Below are 15,358 nucleotides of genomic sequence, written 5' to 3' on the forward strand. Positions count from 1 at the left end.
AGAGCCCCCGGAACTCCCGGATGTTCCAGACGTCCCCGATACCCCGATACCCCGATACCCCTGGATGTCCTGGATGTTGCCGGGCCGCGAGGGGATCTCAGGCCGCGAGACGCAGGAGCGCGGCCTCGTATTCCCGGGCGATGTCCGCGGTGAGGACCAGGGAGACCCGGAGCACCACGGTGCGCTGGACGAAGACGTACTCGGTGACGAGCGGGTTGTCGGCGGTGACGGTGAGGAGCTTCGTCGCCCGCTGCTGCGCGCTCGCCGCGTCCGCGAAGACCTCGATCGCGCCGCCGCGCTCGATCGCGCCCGCGGGGCTTCCGGAGACCTCGTTGACGCCCACCCGCGGATCGCTGAAGGCGATTCTGCTGGTGTAGCCGTTCGTCCGGCCCAGGAGACGATCCGGGTCGGTGGCCGCGCTGTAGACGACGGTGGTGTGCAGCGGCAGGCCCGCGCCGGCCAGCCGGATCGCCACCTGCTCGGCGGTAAGGCCGGCGAGGCCGCCTCCCACGGCCGACGGGGTGGGCACGGCCGACGGGGTGGGCACGGCCGTCGGGGAGGGGGTGGCGCCCGGTGCGGACGGGTGGGCGGAGCGCGCGCCGTGCGCCGGTCCCACCAGGCGGTTCAGCGTGTAACCGGCGATCCCGGCTAGGACCGCCACGACGAGGACGAACGTGATGTAGGGCAGCAGGCTCTCACGTGGGGCGGGCGGTGGCTCGGCGCGGCTGTCGTAGGCGTCCCTGGCCCGGCTGTCGTAGTCGTCCCTGGCCCGGCTGTCGTAGTCGCCGTAGTCGTCGTAGACGTCGTAGCGCCGGTACTCCTGCGCGGCCGGTGCCATTTACTCCCCAAGGCGTAGGAATGTCACGCTTAAGCGCACCTTACGCGCCCACTGAGGAGCCACCGGGTACCGGCACGATCGGCCGGCCCCGATCGTGTTACCGCGGACCGGCCACCTCGCCCGGGGTGCCGGCCACCTCGCCCGGGGTGCCGGTCAGCCGACCGGGGAGGACTTGGCGACCACGGCGACCAGGAGGCCGCCGCCGGTGGTGAGGAGCATCTGGGTAAGCCGCACGTCGTCACGTACAGCTGTGGCAAGTTCGCGGACCGCCACCGCCTCGGGGCCGGTGGCCTGGCCCTGGGCCAAGGCCAGCACGCTGGCGAACGCCACCACGCCGCCCGGCCGCAGCAGCCGCAGGGCCTGCGTGAGGTACTCGGTGCCCTCACGCCGGTCCGCGTCACAGAACACGAGGTCATAGGCGCCGTCGGTCAGCCGGGGGAGAACGTCGAGGGCGCGGCCGGTGATCAGCCGGCTGCGCCCGGGGGTCATCCCCGCGTCGGCGTAGGTGCGCCGGGCCAGCCGAAGGTGCTCGGCCTCGACGTCGATGGTGGTCAGGGTTCCGTCGGGCCGCATCCCGCGCAACAGCCAGGTACCGGAGACCCCGGTACCTGTGCCGATCTCGACCACCGCGCGGGCGCCCACGGCAGCGGCGAGGAAGCGTAGGACCGCGCCGGTACCCGGGCTGACCGGGACGATCCCGACCTCCTCGGCTCGGGCGCGGGCAGCGCGAAGGATCGGGTCTTCCAGCAGGAAGCCCTCGGCATAGGCGGCGGCGGACTCGAGTTCGCCGATGTCAGTGTCCGGCATGACTTCCTCAGCCTACGGGAACGGGAGACCGAGGACGCGCGTTCATCTGGTCAACGCGCATCGTGTCGAGGATCGAGGGGAGAAACATCGGTGTCCGCAGCGGGATTCGCCGCTCCCTGGCCGGCTCGTCGGGTACGTTTGACGCGAACCGACCGAGAGGCGGCCGTGGCTGCTCAGGACCCCGGKGCGGGCTCGGACGCCGCCGGCGTCGCCGCCACCGCAGAAGCTTCTGGTTGGGTTCCTCCTTCCTGGGAAGACGTGGTCCGTGAGCACGGCAACCGGGTCTATCGCCTCGCCTACCGCCTCACCGGTAACGCCCACGACGCCGAGGACCTGACGCAGGACGTGTTCGTCCGGGTGTTCCGGTCGTTGGCGGACTACACCCCCGGCACCTTCGAGGGGTGGCTGCACCGGATCACCACCAATCTCTTCCTCGACCGCATGCGTCGCCAGCAGAAGATCCGGTTCGATGCGCTGCCCGAGGACACCGAGCGGCTGGCCGGCCGCGAGGCGAGCCCGGAGGCGGTCTACGCCGAGGCTCATCTCGACGCGGACGTCGAGGCCGCGCTCGCCGCTCTGCCGCCCGACTTCCGGGCCGCCGTCGTGCTGTGCGACATCGAGCAGCTCTCCTACGAAGAGATCGCTCAGACGTTGGGCGTGAAACTGGGCACAGTGCGCAGCCGGATCTCGCGCGGTCGGGCGATGTTGCGCGCGGCGCTGGCTGATCGCGCGCCACGTACTGGTGACGGCGCCGCGTTGTCCGCCGCCGTGACGGTCTCGGACGACGCCCTTCTCACCGCGGAGCCCGCCGTCGGGCCGGTGGCGGCGGAGCTCGCCGAGGCGGACGTGGCGCCGCCGGACACGACCAGACCGCGTCGGGACCGAGGCGACGACGGGCGGCCCAGAAGCAGGGGACGGCATGGGCCCGTCGCCGCCGGGAGCAAGGGTGGTGCTCCGCGGGAGCGGCGGGCGTGACCGAGCATCTCGGCGATCGGATCTCGCCTCTCATCGACCATCAGCTTGATCATGACGCTCGTGATCGCGCGCTCGCGCATCTTGCCCGCTGCGGGGAGTGCCAGCGGGAGGTGGCGGCCCTGCGGATGGTCAAGGCACGGCTGGTTGCTCTCGATGGGYCGGATCTTCCTGGCGGCCTCGCGGTCCGGCTGCTGAGCCTGGGCGGTCTGACCGCGCTGCCCGCGCCCCCGCCGGGTTCGTCCCCGCGCTCCCAGCGCTCCCCGCGCTCCCAGCGCTCCCCGCAATCCCAGCGCTCCCCGCAATCCCAGCGCTCCCAGTTCCGTCCTGCGCCGGACAGGCGGGGGCCTACCCGTCTCGACCCGGTCAGGCTTCCCGGGGCGTTCACGGTGACAGTACCGGCCCTGCTGCCGCGTTCCGTCGAGCTCCGACAGCCCCCCTTCGATCCTCGCCCGGGCGCCGGCACTCGTCCCGCCTCGCCCAGGCCCGCCGCTCGACCGGCGCCGGCAGCCACCGGCGGGGCTGCGCGCGGTCCGGGTCAGGCGGGCCGTCCCGCGCCGGGGCCCGCGCGTCAGCACCTGCGGCGGCCGGCTTCGCCCGCCCCGCGCCGGCGGCTGCCGGCCCCGCACCGTCGTCCCACCCCCCGGACCAGCATGCGCCGAACCCTCCTCGGATCCGCCGCGCTGATGCTGCTCGCCGTCGCTGGTGCCGCCATCGCCGACGGCCAGGAGAGTACCCAGACGCCGGGGCCCGTCGCGGTGCCGACGGTGTCCTCGGTCGTCGCCCCGGGCGTTGCGAACGGCGTCCCGAGCCGGCTCACCCCGATGTTCGCCCCGGTCCGGGTGTCCTTGCGCCGTTGATCGTCCGCCCGTTCGGGCCGACTCGGGCGAATTCGGGCCGACCCGGGCGAACACGTTCCCCATCGACCCGGTCGGGGGTGTTTGAACGGGGGTATTCGGACGGGGTAGGCCGTCCCGGGTACCGGGAGGCGGTCGGGGCCGTGAGTTTCAGGGTGTCGCCTGCTCCGTCTCCCGGCGCCAAGCCCTGGCTGGTCGCCTTTGTCCGGCTGTCCGCCCCGGTCGCCGCCGGAAACCGGCGGGACGCATCTTTCCGGTACCTGAAAGACATTTTCTGGGTGTTCTGGAGGAGAGGTCTCGTCTGGCCTGATGTGAGGCTTTACCGTGTTACCCGCTCGGACGCGTCGCGCGTGCTTTCCAGGACGGAACCGGTCGCCGGCGTTCCGCCGTGCCGTGCGACGAGCGAGTCGGGGAGGACGTGTGGACGTCAGCGACAACGAGGTGCCTGTCGCGAGCGTGGAACCGGTCGACCCGCCCGTACGGCCCCGACGTCTCGAGCGGTCATCCACGATGCGGTCGGTTCCCGCCGGCCCGGGCCACCGCGCCGATCCTTCCCGCCCTGGTGTCCCGCGAGCCGCCGGCGCGGCGCCTTCCGCCACCGACGGCAAGCCGCGGACCGATCAGGCCGGTGGCCGGGTCGCGGCGGCGCGCGACGAGACGACCGTCCCCTCGACCGGTGGGACGATACCCGTCAGTCGGCTCCGCCTTCCCGCCACGCCCCGGCCCACCACGGCCGGCGGTGCCGGGCCGCGGGTACAGCCCGGGGTGGTCGTCCCCGTGCAGCCGTCGGGACCCGTGCAGCCGTCCGGGTCGGAACCGGCGGCCGGGACACGCCGTCCGCAATCGCCTCGTACGGCATCCACCACCGCGATGACCGGGCCGGCGGAGGAGACCCGGCCCGAGCGGCGACCCACGGCCGCCGGGACGCCGGGCACGGGTAGCCCGGCGGCACGCGCTCCTGAGCCGGCCCCGGGGACTCCATCGGGTGCGGGGCCATCGGGTGCGGGGCCATCGGGTGCGGGGCCATCGGGTGCGGGGCCATCGGGTGCGGGGCCATCGGGTGCGGGGCCATCGGGTGCGGGGCCGCAGCCGCGGCCCACGGCCCGTGAGGGTGCGACGCCGGAATCCGGGGCGGCGCGGATTCCGGTACGTCAGCCCGGCCGGCGTCCGCCGACCCTCCCACCCGGTGAGGACAGGGCCGGCTCCGCTCCTGGAGGGCATCGCCACCCCCGGCATTCCGGGCGGGTCGAGGGGGCCGCTCCGGGCGTGGGTGCTCCGGGCGTGGGTGCTCCGGGGGCGGGTGCTCCGGGGGCGGGTGTTTCGAGGACGGGCGTTTCGGGTCCGGGGGCGCCGGGCGCCCGGGCGGGCTGCGACCCGGGCGCCGCCGCGACCGACCGCGGGCGCGCTGCGGCGGACGGGAACCCGCGGGAGCCGTCGGGAGGCTTGCCGACGGTGACCGCGGTGCGTGGCTTCGGCACGCAGCCGCCGGCCCCACCGCCCGCCGAGACGGGCTCCCCGCGGGCGTGGTCGCCGACCTCGACGCCGTATCCGCTGCCCGCGGACTCCGACGGCGGCGGCTCCGAGAGCGGCGGCTCCGACAGCGGCGGCTCGAACGCCGCGCCGTTCGCCGTGCCGTTCGCCGATGTCCTGACTGGTCGTTCGGCGCCGCGGGGGCGCCTGGTCGCTCCTGGTCGCCCGGTCGTTCTCGGTCACCGGGTCCTCCTCGCGAGCATCCTGGTCGCGGGTCTGCTGGGTGGGGGGATCGGTGCGCTGCTCGTCTCGATGACCGAGCGCGGCAGCGACCAACAGGCGTCGGCGGCCCTGCCGGTCGGTACCGCCGCGCCCAGCTCCGACCGCAGGTCGGTCGCGTCGATCGCCGCGACGGCTCTGCCCAGTGTGGTGACGATCGACGCCGGTGGCGGGGGGGACGGCGATGCCGCGGGTACCGGCTCCGGGGTGATCATTAGCCCGGAGGGGTACATCCTGACGAACAACCACGTCGTGGCGTCCGCGGTCGCCGCCAGAACTCCGATCTCCGTGCGCCGCTACCAGGAGTTCGGCCAGGTCCGGGCCGACCTGGTCGGGCGGGATCCCAAGACTGACATTGCCGTTCTGCGGATCCCGGCCCCGCAGCCCCTGCCGGCGGTGACGCTCGGCCAGTCCGGCTCGCTGGTCGTGGGAGCGCCGGTGGTTGCCATCGGGGCGCCGTTCGGCCTCGCCGRCACCGTGACGACCGGCGTCGTCAGCGCGCTCGACCGCAATCCCATGGTCCCGGCCGAGAGCGGCACCGACCCCACGGTGCTCATCGGGGCGATCCAGATCGACGCGGCGATCAATCCGGGCAACTCCGGTGGTCCGCTGCTCGACGGCCTCGGCCAGATGGTGGGGATCAATACCGCGATCGCCGCGGTGCCCGGCCATGAGTCCCAGAGCCAGAGCGGCAGCATCGGCGTGGGGTTCGCCATCCCGATCGACTTCGCCCGCTCGGTCGCTCAGGAGATCATTTCGACCGGTCGGGCGACCCACCCGTACCTCGGCGTGTCAGCCGCGACCGTCACCGCCGGCCAGGCGAAGGCCATGGGGACCACGTCGGGTGCCCGCGTCGTCAACCTGGCGCCCGGTGGCCCCGCCGAGCGCGCCGGGCTGCGCGTCGGCGACATCATCACGCGGGTGGACACCAGGGTTATCAGCGGGATGAACGACCTCATCGTCGCAGCCCGGCTCCACCGGGTAGGTGACCGGGTGTCGGTCGCCTACGAACGCGCCGGTGCCACCGCGACCACCCAGCTGACGCTGCAGGAACAACAGCGCTGAGCCGCAGACATCTTTTCGTTGCCCACGAGCTCCTTGCCMGCAACACCGGGAGAGGTACGCTCAGCGCGTGTTCAACGGTGTCGGGTGGGGTGAAGTCGTCGTCTTGCTTCTGATCGGGCTGTTCGTCTTCGGCCCGGACAGGTTGCCCAAGGCCGCCAGGGACGCGGGACGCGTGCTGCGTCAGCTGCGTCAGCTGGCCAACGGCATGCGTAACGATCTCAGGTCCGAGCTGGGCCCGGAATTCGCCGATCTGGATATCCGGGACCTGCATCCCAAGACCTTCGTCCGCAAGCACCTGTTCGAGGACGATCCGGTTCTGCCGCCATACCTCACCAAGCGGACCTCGCTCGACTCGCTGCTCCTCGGTGACGATCCGCCCGCGGCGCCGTCACTGACCAAGTCCTCGCTGCCGAGAGATCCCGCGGCCAAGGATCCGGCTCGTCCCGGCGCCGAGGCCGCGGTTCCGGCGGCGCCGCCCGGTCCGGTGTCCCCCATGCTGTCGAAGGTCTCGCCGAGCAAGGCGTCCGCCGCCCGCTCCGTGCCGGCGCAGCCGGCACGGAGCGACGGCCCGGCGACAGAGGTGCCCTTCGACTCGGACGCCACCTGAGGTTCGGCGTCGCCTGAGGTTCGGCGTCGCCGCCGGCTCGATGCACCCGCCCCGGGGCGGGGCCAGCCGGGGCCGGGCTCGCGTCGATCAGGCTGCGCGAACCCGGACGGACGGCCGATCGTAGGTGTTCAGCGCCCCACCGGCGTGAGGTTGAGGCTGCGTCCGGCGAGCCCACGGGAGCGGTAGGTGAGCCGGCCCGCCACCGCGTGCAGGGCCTTGCCCGCCTCGCTGTCCGGCTCGCCGATGACCAGCGGCATGCCGTTGTCGGCGCCTTCCCGGAGCCGGACGTCCACCGGGATCTGGGCCAGCAGCGGTACGTCATGACCGAGCACCCTGGTCAGCCGCTCGGCCACCGCAGCCCCGCCGCCAGAGCCGAACACGTCGACCCGCTCGCCGCAGTGCGGGCAGGGCAGCCACGCCATGTTCTCGACGACCCCGACCACGTTCTGCCGGGTCTGCACGGCGATGGTCCCGGCCCGCTCGGCGACCTCGGTGGCCGCCAGCTGCGGGGTCGTGACCAGCAGCAGTTCGGAGGACGGCACCAGCTGGGCCAGGGAGATGGYGATGTCACCGGTGCCGGGCGGTAGGTCCAGGAGAAGGACGTCCAGGTCACCCCAGAAGACGTCTGACAGGAACTGCTCCAGGGCACGGTGCAGCATCGGTCCGCGCCAGGTCACTGGCTGGTTGCCGCGCGTGAACATCCCGGTGGAGATGACTCGCACCCCGTGTGCCTGGGGCGGCATGATCATCTTTTCGACCTGGGTGGGCGGGCGGTCGATGCCCAGCATGCGGGGCACGGAGTGCCCATAGATGTCGRCATCGAGCACACCGACCGACAGGCCCGAACGGGCCATCGCGGCGGCCAGGTTCACGGTGATCGAGGACTTGCCGACGCCGCCCTTGCCGCTGGCGACGCCGTAGACCCTGGTGGTCGAGCCTGGTTGGGCGAAGGGAATCGCCTTGGGGGCGTTGCCCCCCCGCAGTTTCGCGTGCAGGGCACCGCGTTGCTCGTCCGACATGACCTGCAGATCGACGCGGACCTCGCGGACGCCCTCGACCGCGCTGACGGCTCGACTGACCCGATTGATGATCTCGTCGCGCATGGGGCAGCCGGACACGGTGAGCAGGACCCCGACGTCGACCGAGCCGTCGTCGAGMACGCGAACCGACGAGACCATGTCCAGCTCGGTGATGGGACGACCGATCTCGGGATCGTGCACCGTCGCCAGAGCCGACTGAATCGCGTCGGGGGAAGGCCGGGATAGGGACAAGGGAAACCTCAGTCACAGGTTGGTATCAGGTGCGGCCCGCCGGGCCGCCTGTGGGTCCACGATAGCCCGCGGGGGACGTGACGGCGCCGGCTCACGATCCCCGGTCCGCCGTGTTCGGCGGACCGGGGAGCGTGAGCCGCCCTGTCGGCTTCACGACGGGTGCGGAGCGTGCCCATCGTCATGACCAGGGGTGATTGTGTCCCGGTATGTGCCTGGTATGTGTCCCGGTGACGGAGGCGGCTGCTTGGGACGGTTTTGCGGGCGGGCCGCGACGTAGGCTGATCGTGCGGAGGCGGGAGGACGCGATGGCAGTCGAAGAGATGTTCGGCGCCAGCTCCGAGACCGGCGAGGACTGGGTCGACGAACATGGGATGTGGGCTTGGCGTGAGCTGCTGCACGCCCATGCCCACGTGACCCGGGTCCTCGAGGCCGAGCTCGAGGCGGCTCACCGGCTTCCCCTGGCCTCGTACGACGTGCTGGTCCAGCTCGCCGAGGCCCCGAACGGCGAGTTACGGATGAGCGAACTCGCCCAGGCGGTGCTGCTCTCCCGCAGCGGTCTCACCCGGTTGGTCGACCGGCTGGAACGGGAGGGACTGGTCGCCCGGCGGTCCTGCCCGTCGGATGCCCGCGGCACGCTCGCCACCCTCACCCCGCAGGGATTCGACCGCTTGCGGGCGGCCTCGGGCACCCACCTCAAGGGGGTCGCCCGGCACGTGCTCTCCCACTTCAGCCGAACCGAGCAGGACCTGCTCGCCGAGCTGCTGGGCCGGCTGAGCCCGCCGAGGCCGGGCGGCAACGGCCGGGGGTACGACGCGAACGCCTGAGCGGCCATGGCCTGCCGGCAGCGTGCCCGGCAGCGCGTGCCCGGCACCGCGCGGCCGGTCATCCGGACGCGGTGATCGGGACCGCCCCCCGCGCGGTGGAGATCAACGCCTCGTACGCCTCCCGGGAGGTGGTCTCGGCCCCGAGCCCCTGGGGCTTGCTGGCGCCGTGGAAGTCACTGGAACCGGTCGCCACCAGCGAGAGCTCGGCAGCGAGGCCACGTAGCCGGCGCCGCGCGACGGGTAGGTGATCGGGATGATCGACCTCGAGGCCGGTCAGGCCCGCCTTCGCCATCGCCTCGATCACCTCGGGACCGACTGTGACGCCGCGCCTGCTCGCGAACGGGTGCGCGAACACGCTCACCCCGCCGGCGCCGTGGATGAGGCGAAGCGCCTCCCAGACGTCCGGCTGCTCCTTGCCCACCCAGTACGGTCCGCCCGCGCCGATCCACCGGTTGCTGAACGCGGCCGCCACCTCGGGGATCAGCCCGGCCTCGACCATGACCGCGGCGATGTGGGGGCGGCCCACCGTGCCGGCCGCCAGCTCCAGGACCCGTTMCCAGCGCACCGGATGCCCGTCCGCGGCGAGTCGGTCGACCATCCGACGGGCCCGGGTGGCGCGATGTTCCCGCACCCGGGCCCGGGCCGCCGCGAACGCCGGCTCGGCCGGGTCGAACAGGTAGGCCAGCACGTGCAGGGATACCCACGCACCTGCCACCTCGACCTGGCAGGAGATCTCGGCGCCCGGCACCAGGGTCAGCCCGGCAGGCAGGGCCGCGGCCGCGCGGCCGATGCCCGCGATGGTGTCATGGTCGGTGAGCGCGAGGATCGACAGGCCCTGCCCGGCTGCGAGCCGGACGAGGTTCTCCGGTGACTCCAGGCCGTCCGAGGCGGTCGAATGGGTGTGCAGGTCGATGGCCACCCGCTCCATAATGCTTCATAGTGGCAGCTTTTCGCCGCGCGGCGATGATGTGGGCGGCAGGCCGGGGCGGCAGGCCGGGGCGGCAGGCCGGGGCGGCAGGCCGGGGTGAGACGGCGGTGCGGGCGGTGCGGGCCGTGGTGGTGGGCGACGGCGGGCGGCAGGGAGGCCTACAGGTCCAGACCGGTCAGGACCAGCACCCGGTCCTCGGTGAGGTCGGTCATGGCCGAGCGGACCCCCTCCCGCCCGATGCCGGAACCCTTCGTCCCGCCGTAGGGCATCTGGTCGGCCCGGTACGACGGGACGTCGCCGATGACGACCCCCCCGACCTGGAGCTCCCGGTGGGCGCGGAAGGCGGTGGCCAGGTCGTGGGTGAACACCCCGGCCTGCAGGCCGTAGGCGCTGTCGTTGATCCGGGCGAAGCCCTCGTCAACGCCGTCGACCGCCGCCACGACGATCACCGGGCCGAAGACCTCCTCGCTCACCACCTTGGCGGTGGGCGGAACGCCGGTCAGCACGGCCGGGCTGAGACTCGTGCCGTGGCGCGTCCCGCCGCAGACGAGTGTCGCCCCCGCCTCGACGGCCTCGGTGATCCACGCCTCGACCCGTTCCGCCGCCGCGACGTCGATCAGCGGCCCCACGTCGGTGGCCGGGTCGGCCGGATCCCCGTCGTGCAGCGCCCGCACGGCGGCGACGATCTCGGCGAGCAGCTCGTCGACGATCGTGCGGTCGGCGTAGACCCGCTGCACGGCGATGCACGACTGGCCGGCCTGGTAGTTGGCGAACAGGGCGATGCGGCCGGCGGCCCGGGCCAGATCGGCGGGGGTCGCGTAGTCGGCGGCGACCAGCACCGCCGCGTTCCCGCCGAGTTCGAGGACCACATGCTTGCGGGGGACCGTGTCGCGGATGGACCAGCCCACCGGGCCGGAGCCGGTGAAGGACACCACGGGCAGCCGAGGGTCCGCGACGAGCGGGCCGAGGCGGTCGTTGGGGATCGGGAGGACCGACCACGACCCCTCGGGCAAGCCGGCGTCGGCGAGCAGGTCGCCGAGGAACAGCGCCGACAGCGGCGTGCGCGGGGCCGGCTTCACGATGATCGGCGCGCCGACCGCCAGCGCCGGCGCCACCTTGTGGGCGACCAGGTTGAGCGGGAAGTTGAAGGGGGTGATGCCCAGCACGGGCCCGCGGGGGAAACGCCGGGTGAGCGCGAGCCGTCCCTCCCCGGGGGGATCGGTGTCCAGCCTGGTCAGCTCCCCGGCGAAACGCCGGGCCTCCTCCGCCCCCCAGCGGAAGGTGGAGCTTGCCCGGGCCACCTCGGCACGCGACCAGGTCAGCGGCTTACCGCTCTCCGCGGTGATGAGACGGGCCAGTTCGTCGCCTCGACGGGCGATCTCCTTCGACACGCCGGCGAGCGCGCCGGCGCGGACGTGGGCCGGCAGCGCCGCGAACGCCGGGGCGACCGCCGCCGCGGCGGCCACGGCCGTCTCAACCTGGTCGGGGTCCGGCTGCGCGACGACGGCGACCTCCGCGCCGTCGAACGGGTGCCGAACGGTGGTCGTCGCCGACCCGGTGGCCGGCTTGCCTGCCAGCCAGAACGGCGTCGGCTCGCTCATCGCGCGGATGACCGGTCGGCGCGGGCGGCCACCGGGCCGCCTGGCGTCGAGCCGCCTGCCGTCGTCATCACCATCGAGCTCATTCTAGGCGCCCGCGCGGGCGGGGCGCCTGCGGCGCGCCCGGTCCCGCCCGAGGACCACCGGCCGGATCCCGGCGGCGGGGGACGATGGCCGGCCCGGCCCGGCCCGGCCCGGCCCGGCCCAGACCGGACCAGGGCCGCGGCGCGGCGGCGTGGCCCGGGCCGTGGACAGGTACGTGCGCGCATACGATCAGGTAGGAGCCGACGATGACCATTCCCAACCCGGCGGCGACCGGAATCGGCCTGCCCGCCACCGGCGGCCCGCGGCTGCCCCAGGAGCCGCGTCTGCACACCGAGATCCCCGGCCCGCGGTCCCGGGCACTCGCCGCGCGCCGCGTCGGCGCCGTGGCCCGGGGGGTCGGTGAGACCCTCCCGGTCTACGCGCACGCGGCGGGCGGCGGGGTCGTGGTCGACGTGGACGGCAACTCGCTCATCGACTTCGGTTCGGGGATCGCGGTGGTCAGCGTCGGCAACGCTGCGGACGGGGTCGTCGAGGCCGTGCGTGAGCAGATCGGCCGGTTCACCCACACCTGCTTCATGGTGACGCCGTACGAGGGCTATATCGCCGTCTGTGAGGCGCTGAACCGGCTGACGCCGGGTACCCATGAGAAACGCTCGGCATTGTTCAACTCCGGAGCGGAGGCCGTCGAGAACGCCGTCAAGATCGCGCGCAGCGCGACCGGCCGGGGCGCGGTCGTCGTCTTCGAGCACGCTTACCATGGCCGGACGAACCTGACGATGGCGATGACCGCGAAGTCGATGCCCTACAAGAGTGGGTTCGGGCCGTTCGCGCCCGAGGTCTACCGGATGCCGCTGGCGTATCCCTACCGCTGGCCGACCGGTCCCGACCGCTGTGGGGAGGAGGCCGCCGAGCGGGTGATCGAGCTCGTGCGGGACGAGATCGGGGCCGCGTCCGTCGCCGCGATGGTCATCGAGCCGATCCAGGGGGAGGGCGGTTTCATCGTCCCCGGGACCGGGTTCCTGCCCCGCCTCGCCGAGTTCTGTACGGTCGCGGGGATCGTGTTCGTCGCGGACGAGGTGCAGACCGGGTTCGCCCGGACCGGGACGATGTTCGCCTGCGAGCACGAAGGCGTCGTCCCGGATCTCATCACCACCGCCAAGGGCATCGCCGGCGGCCTGCCGCTCGCGGCCGTCACCGGCCGTGCGGAGATCATGGACGCCCCCCAGGTCGGCGGGCTCGGCGGCACCTACGGGGGGAACCCGGCGGCCTGCGCCGCGGCTCTCGCCGCGATCGACCTCATCGAGTCCGAGGACCTGGCCGGCCGGGCCCGCCGGATCGGCGAGATCGCCCTGCCCCGCCTGCACGCGTTGCGCGAGCGGTACGACTTCGTCGGGGATGTCCGGGGGCGGGGCGCGATGGTCGCCCTGGAGCTGGTCCGGGGCGCCGGCGACGACAGCCCGGACAAGGTCCTCACCGCCGCCGCGGCCGCCGCCTGCCATCGTCGCGGCCTGATCGTGCTCACCGCGGGCACCTGGGGCAACGTGCTCCGGCTGCTGCCACCGCTGGTGATCGAGGAGCCGTTGCTGCTGGCTGGCCTCGATCTCCTCGACGAGGCGTTCGCGGAGCTCGCGGCGCGCCGTCAGCCTCCCTCCCCGGCCCGCCCGGAGGGGTGACGGAGGGATGGCGCACCCGGCTGTTCGGCATATCTGCCCAGGTCGGACGATTGCGGGTGGGAACCTGGTGGGGCGATTGCGGGTGGAAAGCCGAGGGCATACCGGTGCCGGAGTGCCGATGTTCGGCGACATCTCCACCTACGCCAGGAGGCGCCCGGTGACCATTGCTGCGRCCTGCCCGCGCTGTCTCGGACCGCTGCGTCCACCCGATCTGTGGAGCAGCCAGTGGCGGTGCGACGATCACGGGGAGGTGAGTCCCTACCGCACCGCCGTGTCGTCGCGGGAACAGGCGCTCCACGCGCTGTCGAAGACCTCGACGGTCCCGATCTGGTTGCCGCAGCCGATGCCGGTCCACTGGTACGTCAGCGGCGTCGGCTGGGCCGGTGACGAGCGTACCGGGCCGCGTGCCACGGCAGTCGCCGCCGCCGGGCCCTCTCCGTTGGGCGGGCCGGCCGAGATGGTGCTCGTCGCCGAGGCGCCTCGGGTGGGACTCGGCGCCCGGCTCGCGGGCATCAGCGGTCCCGATCCCGAACCGCTGCCCGGCGTACCGGAGGCGAAGGTAGAGGCCGCCGGGCATCCCACGGCGCTGTGGCCGCTGGTCGTACCCCCCGATCGGGCGGCGTTCGTCGGGGAGGCCCGGGGGGTGTGGCTGTGGCTGGTGCTCTGGCCGGCCGACGCGGCCCTGCTCCTGCTGGAACACCTCGTGCTGCGGGACCTGCGCGACGATCCGCAGCTCGGCGAGCGGTCGTTCTTCGGTGCATCGAGCCAGCACCTGTCCGCGGGGCCGCTGCCCGGGCGGTGAGCCGCCATGGTCACGCATCCCCGGCTCCGCATCCCCGGCTCCGAATCCCCGGCCGCTGGGGGACCTGCCGCACCCGCCCGTAAGCTCGCTCACCATGACGGACGCCGCTGCCCCCCGCACACCCTCCCGGGGAAGCCTCGGTGCGGTGGCGCCGCAGCCGCTGCGGGTCGAACCCGCCGAGGTCGACCGCAACCGGCTGGCCGTGATCGTCAACCCGAGCGCGGGTCACGGGCGGGCGATGCGGATGCTCGACGGCGTCCGCATCGAGCTCGCGCGCTGGGCGCGGGACGTCCGGGTCACCCCGACCCGCGACCTCGCCCACGCGGACGATCTCGCGGCGGCGGCCACCGCCCAGGGCCGGGTCGTGGTCGCGCTCGGGGGCGACGGCCTAGCTGGCTCGGTGGCAGGGGGGGTGGCCCGCTGCGGCGGCGTGCTCGCGGTGCTCCCCGGCGGGCGCGGTAACGACTTCGTGCGTGGTCTCGGYCTGCCCCGCGACCCGTGCCGCGTCGCGGCCGGGCTTGCGCACGCCCGGGAACGCCGGGTCGACCTGCCCGAGGTCGGCGGCCGGCCGTTTCTCGGGATCGCGAGCGTTGGCTACGACTCCGACGTCCAGGTGATCGCCAACCGGACCCGGTTCCTGCGCGGCCAGCAGGTCTACACCTACGCGGCGCTGCGGGCGCTGGCCGCCTGGCGCCCGGCGCGCTTCACGGTGACGGTGGACGACCTCGCGCCTCGGGACCTGGTCGGGTGGACGGTTGCGGCGGCGAACTCGGCGTACTACGGCGGCGGGATGCGGTTCGCCCCCGGGGCGGACATCGCCGACGGGCTGCTGGACGTCCTGCTGATCTCGCGCACCTCCCGCCTGACGTTCCTGGCGCTGTTCCCGCGGGTGTTCTCCGGGCGTCACGTCGACACCCGGCACGTGCGGGTGCTGCGGGCCCGGCGGGTGCGCATCGAGGCCGACCGGCCCTTCGCCGTCTACGCCGACGGCGATCCGCTGGCGTCGTTGCCGGCGGAGATCGTCGTGCGCCCCGGTGCCCTGCGGCTGCTCGTGCCGGTTATTCCGGCGTCCTGAAGCCGGATTCCGGCGCCGGGCGGTCGGGTCCGGCCGCTGTGGATTCGGCCGCTGTGGATTCGGCCGGGTCCGCGGTCTCGGGCCTCGGCGTGGTCTCGGGTGTCAGTGTGATCTCGGGGGTCGCATGATAGTCGATGTGGCCGGCTGCCTGGGGATAGTGCAGGTCGAACGCCGGGCGTTCGGAGCGGATGCGCGGCAGCGTCCGGAAGTTGTGCCGCGGCGGGGGGCAGGAGGTCGCCCATTCCAG

The 15,358-nt window shown here is 73.5% G+C and carries 13 protein-coding genes and 1 pseudogene; 8 read left to right on the forward strand and 6 right to left on the reverse strand.

Going from position 1 to position 15,358, the window contains the following annotated elements:
- Positions 1 to 97 precede the first annotated feature (97 nt).
- Both CcI156_RS20150 and CcI156_RS20155 read right to left on the reverse strand, forming a co-directional pair.
- Positions 98 to 838, reverse strand: coding sequence for a hypothetical protein (locus tag CcI156_RS20150; protein WP_023841758.1), 741 nt, complete (start codon positions 836 to 838; stop codon positions 98 to 100).
- 153 nt (positions 839 to 991) lie between these two features.
- Positions 992 to 1,645: an O-methyltransferase gene (locus CcI156_RS20155; protein WP_011438208.1), complete on the reverse strand. Its 654-nt coding sequence runs from the start codon at positions 1,643 to 1,645 to the stop codon at positions 992 to 994.
- Between the two features lie 165 nt (positions 1,646 to 1,810).
- On the opposite strand from CcI156_RS20155, the gene sigE reads away from it, so the two are divergent.
- The 4 genes from sigE to tatB all read left to right on the forward strand — a co-directional run bounded on the left by sigE (position 1,811) and on the right by tatB (position 6,895).
- On the forward strand, positions 1,811 to 2,620 hold the full coding sequence (gene sigE, locus CcI156_RS20160) for an RNA polymerase sigma factor SigE (RefSeq protein ID WP_023841759.1): 810 nt from the start codon (positions 1,811 to 1,813) through the stop codon (positions 2,618 to 2,620).
- Entirely contained in the window at positions 2,617 to 3,477 is an 861-nt protein-coding gene (locus CcI156_RS25940; RefSeq protein WP_076807543.1) for a hypothetical protein, read from the forward strand. Before sigE ends, CcI156_RS25940 begins: the two co-directional genes overlap by 4 nt.
- A 1,449-nt stretch (positions 3,478 to 4,926) precedes the next feature.
- Positions 4,927 to 6,288, forward strand: coding sequence for a S1C family serine protease (locus CcI156_RS20175; RefSeq protein WP_254847530.1), 1,362 nt, complete (start codon positions 4,927 to 4,929; stop codon positions 6,286 to 6,288).
- 67 nt (positions 6,289 to 6,355) lie between these two features.
- Positions 6,356 to 6,895, forward strand: a complete 540-nt coding sequence (gene tatB / locus CcI156_RS20180) for a Sec-independent protein translocase protein TatB (RefSeq protein WP_011438203.1) — start codon at positions 6,356 to 6,358, stop codon at positions 6,893 to 6,895.
- Between the two features lie 128 nt (positions 6,896 to 7,023).
- Here the strand turns inward: tatB and CcI156_RS20185 are convergent, their stop codons facing one another.
- Positions 7,024 to 8,166 carry an Mrp/NBP35 family ATP-binding protein gene (locus CcI156_RS20185; RefSeq protein ID WP_076807545.1) on the reverse strand — a complete coding sequence of 381 codons (1,143 nt, stop codon included), beginning with the start codon at positions 8,164 to 8,166 and terminating at the stop codon, positions 7,024 to 7,026.
- 305 nt (positions 8,167 to 8,471) lie between these two features.
- On the opposite strand from CcI156_RS20185, the gene CcI156_RS20190 reads away from it, so the two are divergent.
- Positions 8,472 to 8,990, forward strand: coding sequence for a MarR family winged helix-turn-helix transcriptional regulator (locus CcI156_RS20190; RefSeq protein WP_011438201.1), 519 nt, complete (start codon positions 8,472 to 8,474; stop codon positions 8,988 to 8,990).
- A gap of 58 nt (positions 8,991 to 9,048) precedes the next feature.
- Here CcI156_RS20190 and CcI156_RS20195 read toward each other — a convergent pair whose 3' ends face one another.
- Both CcI156_RS20195 and CcI156_RS20200 read right to left on the reverse strand, forming a co-directional pair.
- Entirely contained in the window at positions 9,049 to 9,918 is an 870-nt protein-coding gene (locus CcI156_RS20195; RefSeq protein WP_076807547.1) for a PHP domain-containing protein, read from the reverse strand.
- Between the two features lie 158 nt (positions 9,919 to 10,076).
- Positions 10,077 to 11,519, reverse strand: coding sequence for an aldehyde dehydrogenase family protein (locus tag CcI156_RS20200; protein ID WP_011438199.1), 1,443 nt, complete (start codon positions 11,517 to 11,519; stop codon positions 10,077 to 10,079).
- Positions 11,520 to 11,806: 287 nt separating this feature from the next.
- Between CcI156_RS20200 and gabT the strand changes: the two genes are divergently transcribed.
- From gabT to CcI156_RS20215, 3 genes are all read left to right on the forward strand, one after another.
- Positions 11,807 to 13,234 carry a 4-aminobutyrate--2-oxoglutarate transaminase gene (gabT, locus tag CcI156_RS20205; RefSeq protein ID WP_011438198.1) on the forward strand — a complete coding sequence of 476 codons (1,428 nt, stop codon included), beginning with the start codon at positions 11,807 to 11,809 and terminating at the stop codon, positions 13,232 to 13,234.
- A 157-nt stretch (positions 13,235 to 13,391) separates the two neighbouring features.
- On the forward strand, positions 13,392 to 14,036 hold the full coding sequence (locus tag CcI156_RS20210) for a DUF6758 family protein (protein ID WP_371681829.1): 645 nt from the start codon (positions 13,392 to 13,394) through the stop codon (positions 14,034 to 14,036).
- A 94-nt stretch (positions 14,037 to 14,130) separates the two neighbouring features.
- Positions 14,131 to 15,111: a diacylglycerol kinase family protein gene (locus CcI156_RS20215; protein WP_023841762.1), complete on the forward strand. Its 981-nt coding sequence runs from the start codon at positions 14,131 to 14,133 to the stop codon at positions 15,109 to 15,111.
- Here CcI156_RS20215 and CcI156_RS26345 read toward each other — a convergent pair.
- Positions 15,095 to 15,358: pseudogene (locus CcI156_RS26345) on the reverse strand (cytochrome ubiquinol oxidase subunit I); the annotation flags it as partial. The gene CcI156_RS20215 and the pseudogene CcI156_RS26345 sit on opposite strands and share 17 nt — an antisense overlap.

Source organism: Frankia sp. CcI156 (genome assembly GCF_001983015.1).
Classification (GTDB): domain Bacteria; phylum Actinomycetota; class Actinomycetes; order Frankiales; family Frankiaceae; genus Frankia; species Frankia casuarinae.

Bases quoted from the DNA above. Each gene is read 5' to 3' on its own strand.
- CcI156_RS20150 (WP_023841758.1), bottom strand. From the start codon at position 838: ATGGCACCGGCCGCGCAGGAGTACCGGCGCTACGACGTCTACGACGAC.
- CcI156_RS20155 (WP_011438208.1), bottom strand. From the start codon at position 1,645: ATGCCGGACACTGACATCGGCGAACTCGAGTCCGCCGCCGCCTATGCC.
- CcI156_RS20190 (WP_011438201.1), top strand. From the start codon at position 8,472: ATGGCAGTCGAAGAGATGTTCGGCGCCAGCTCCGAGACCGGCGAGGAC.
- CcI156_RS20200 (WP_011438199.1), bottom strand. From the start codon at position 11,519: ATGAGCGAGCCGACGCCGTTCTGGCTGGCAGGCAAGCCGGCCACCGGG.
- gabT (WP_011438198.1), top strand. From the start codon at position 11,807: ATGACCATTCCCAACCCGGCGGCGACCGGAATCGGCCTGCCCGCCACC.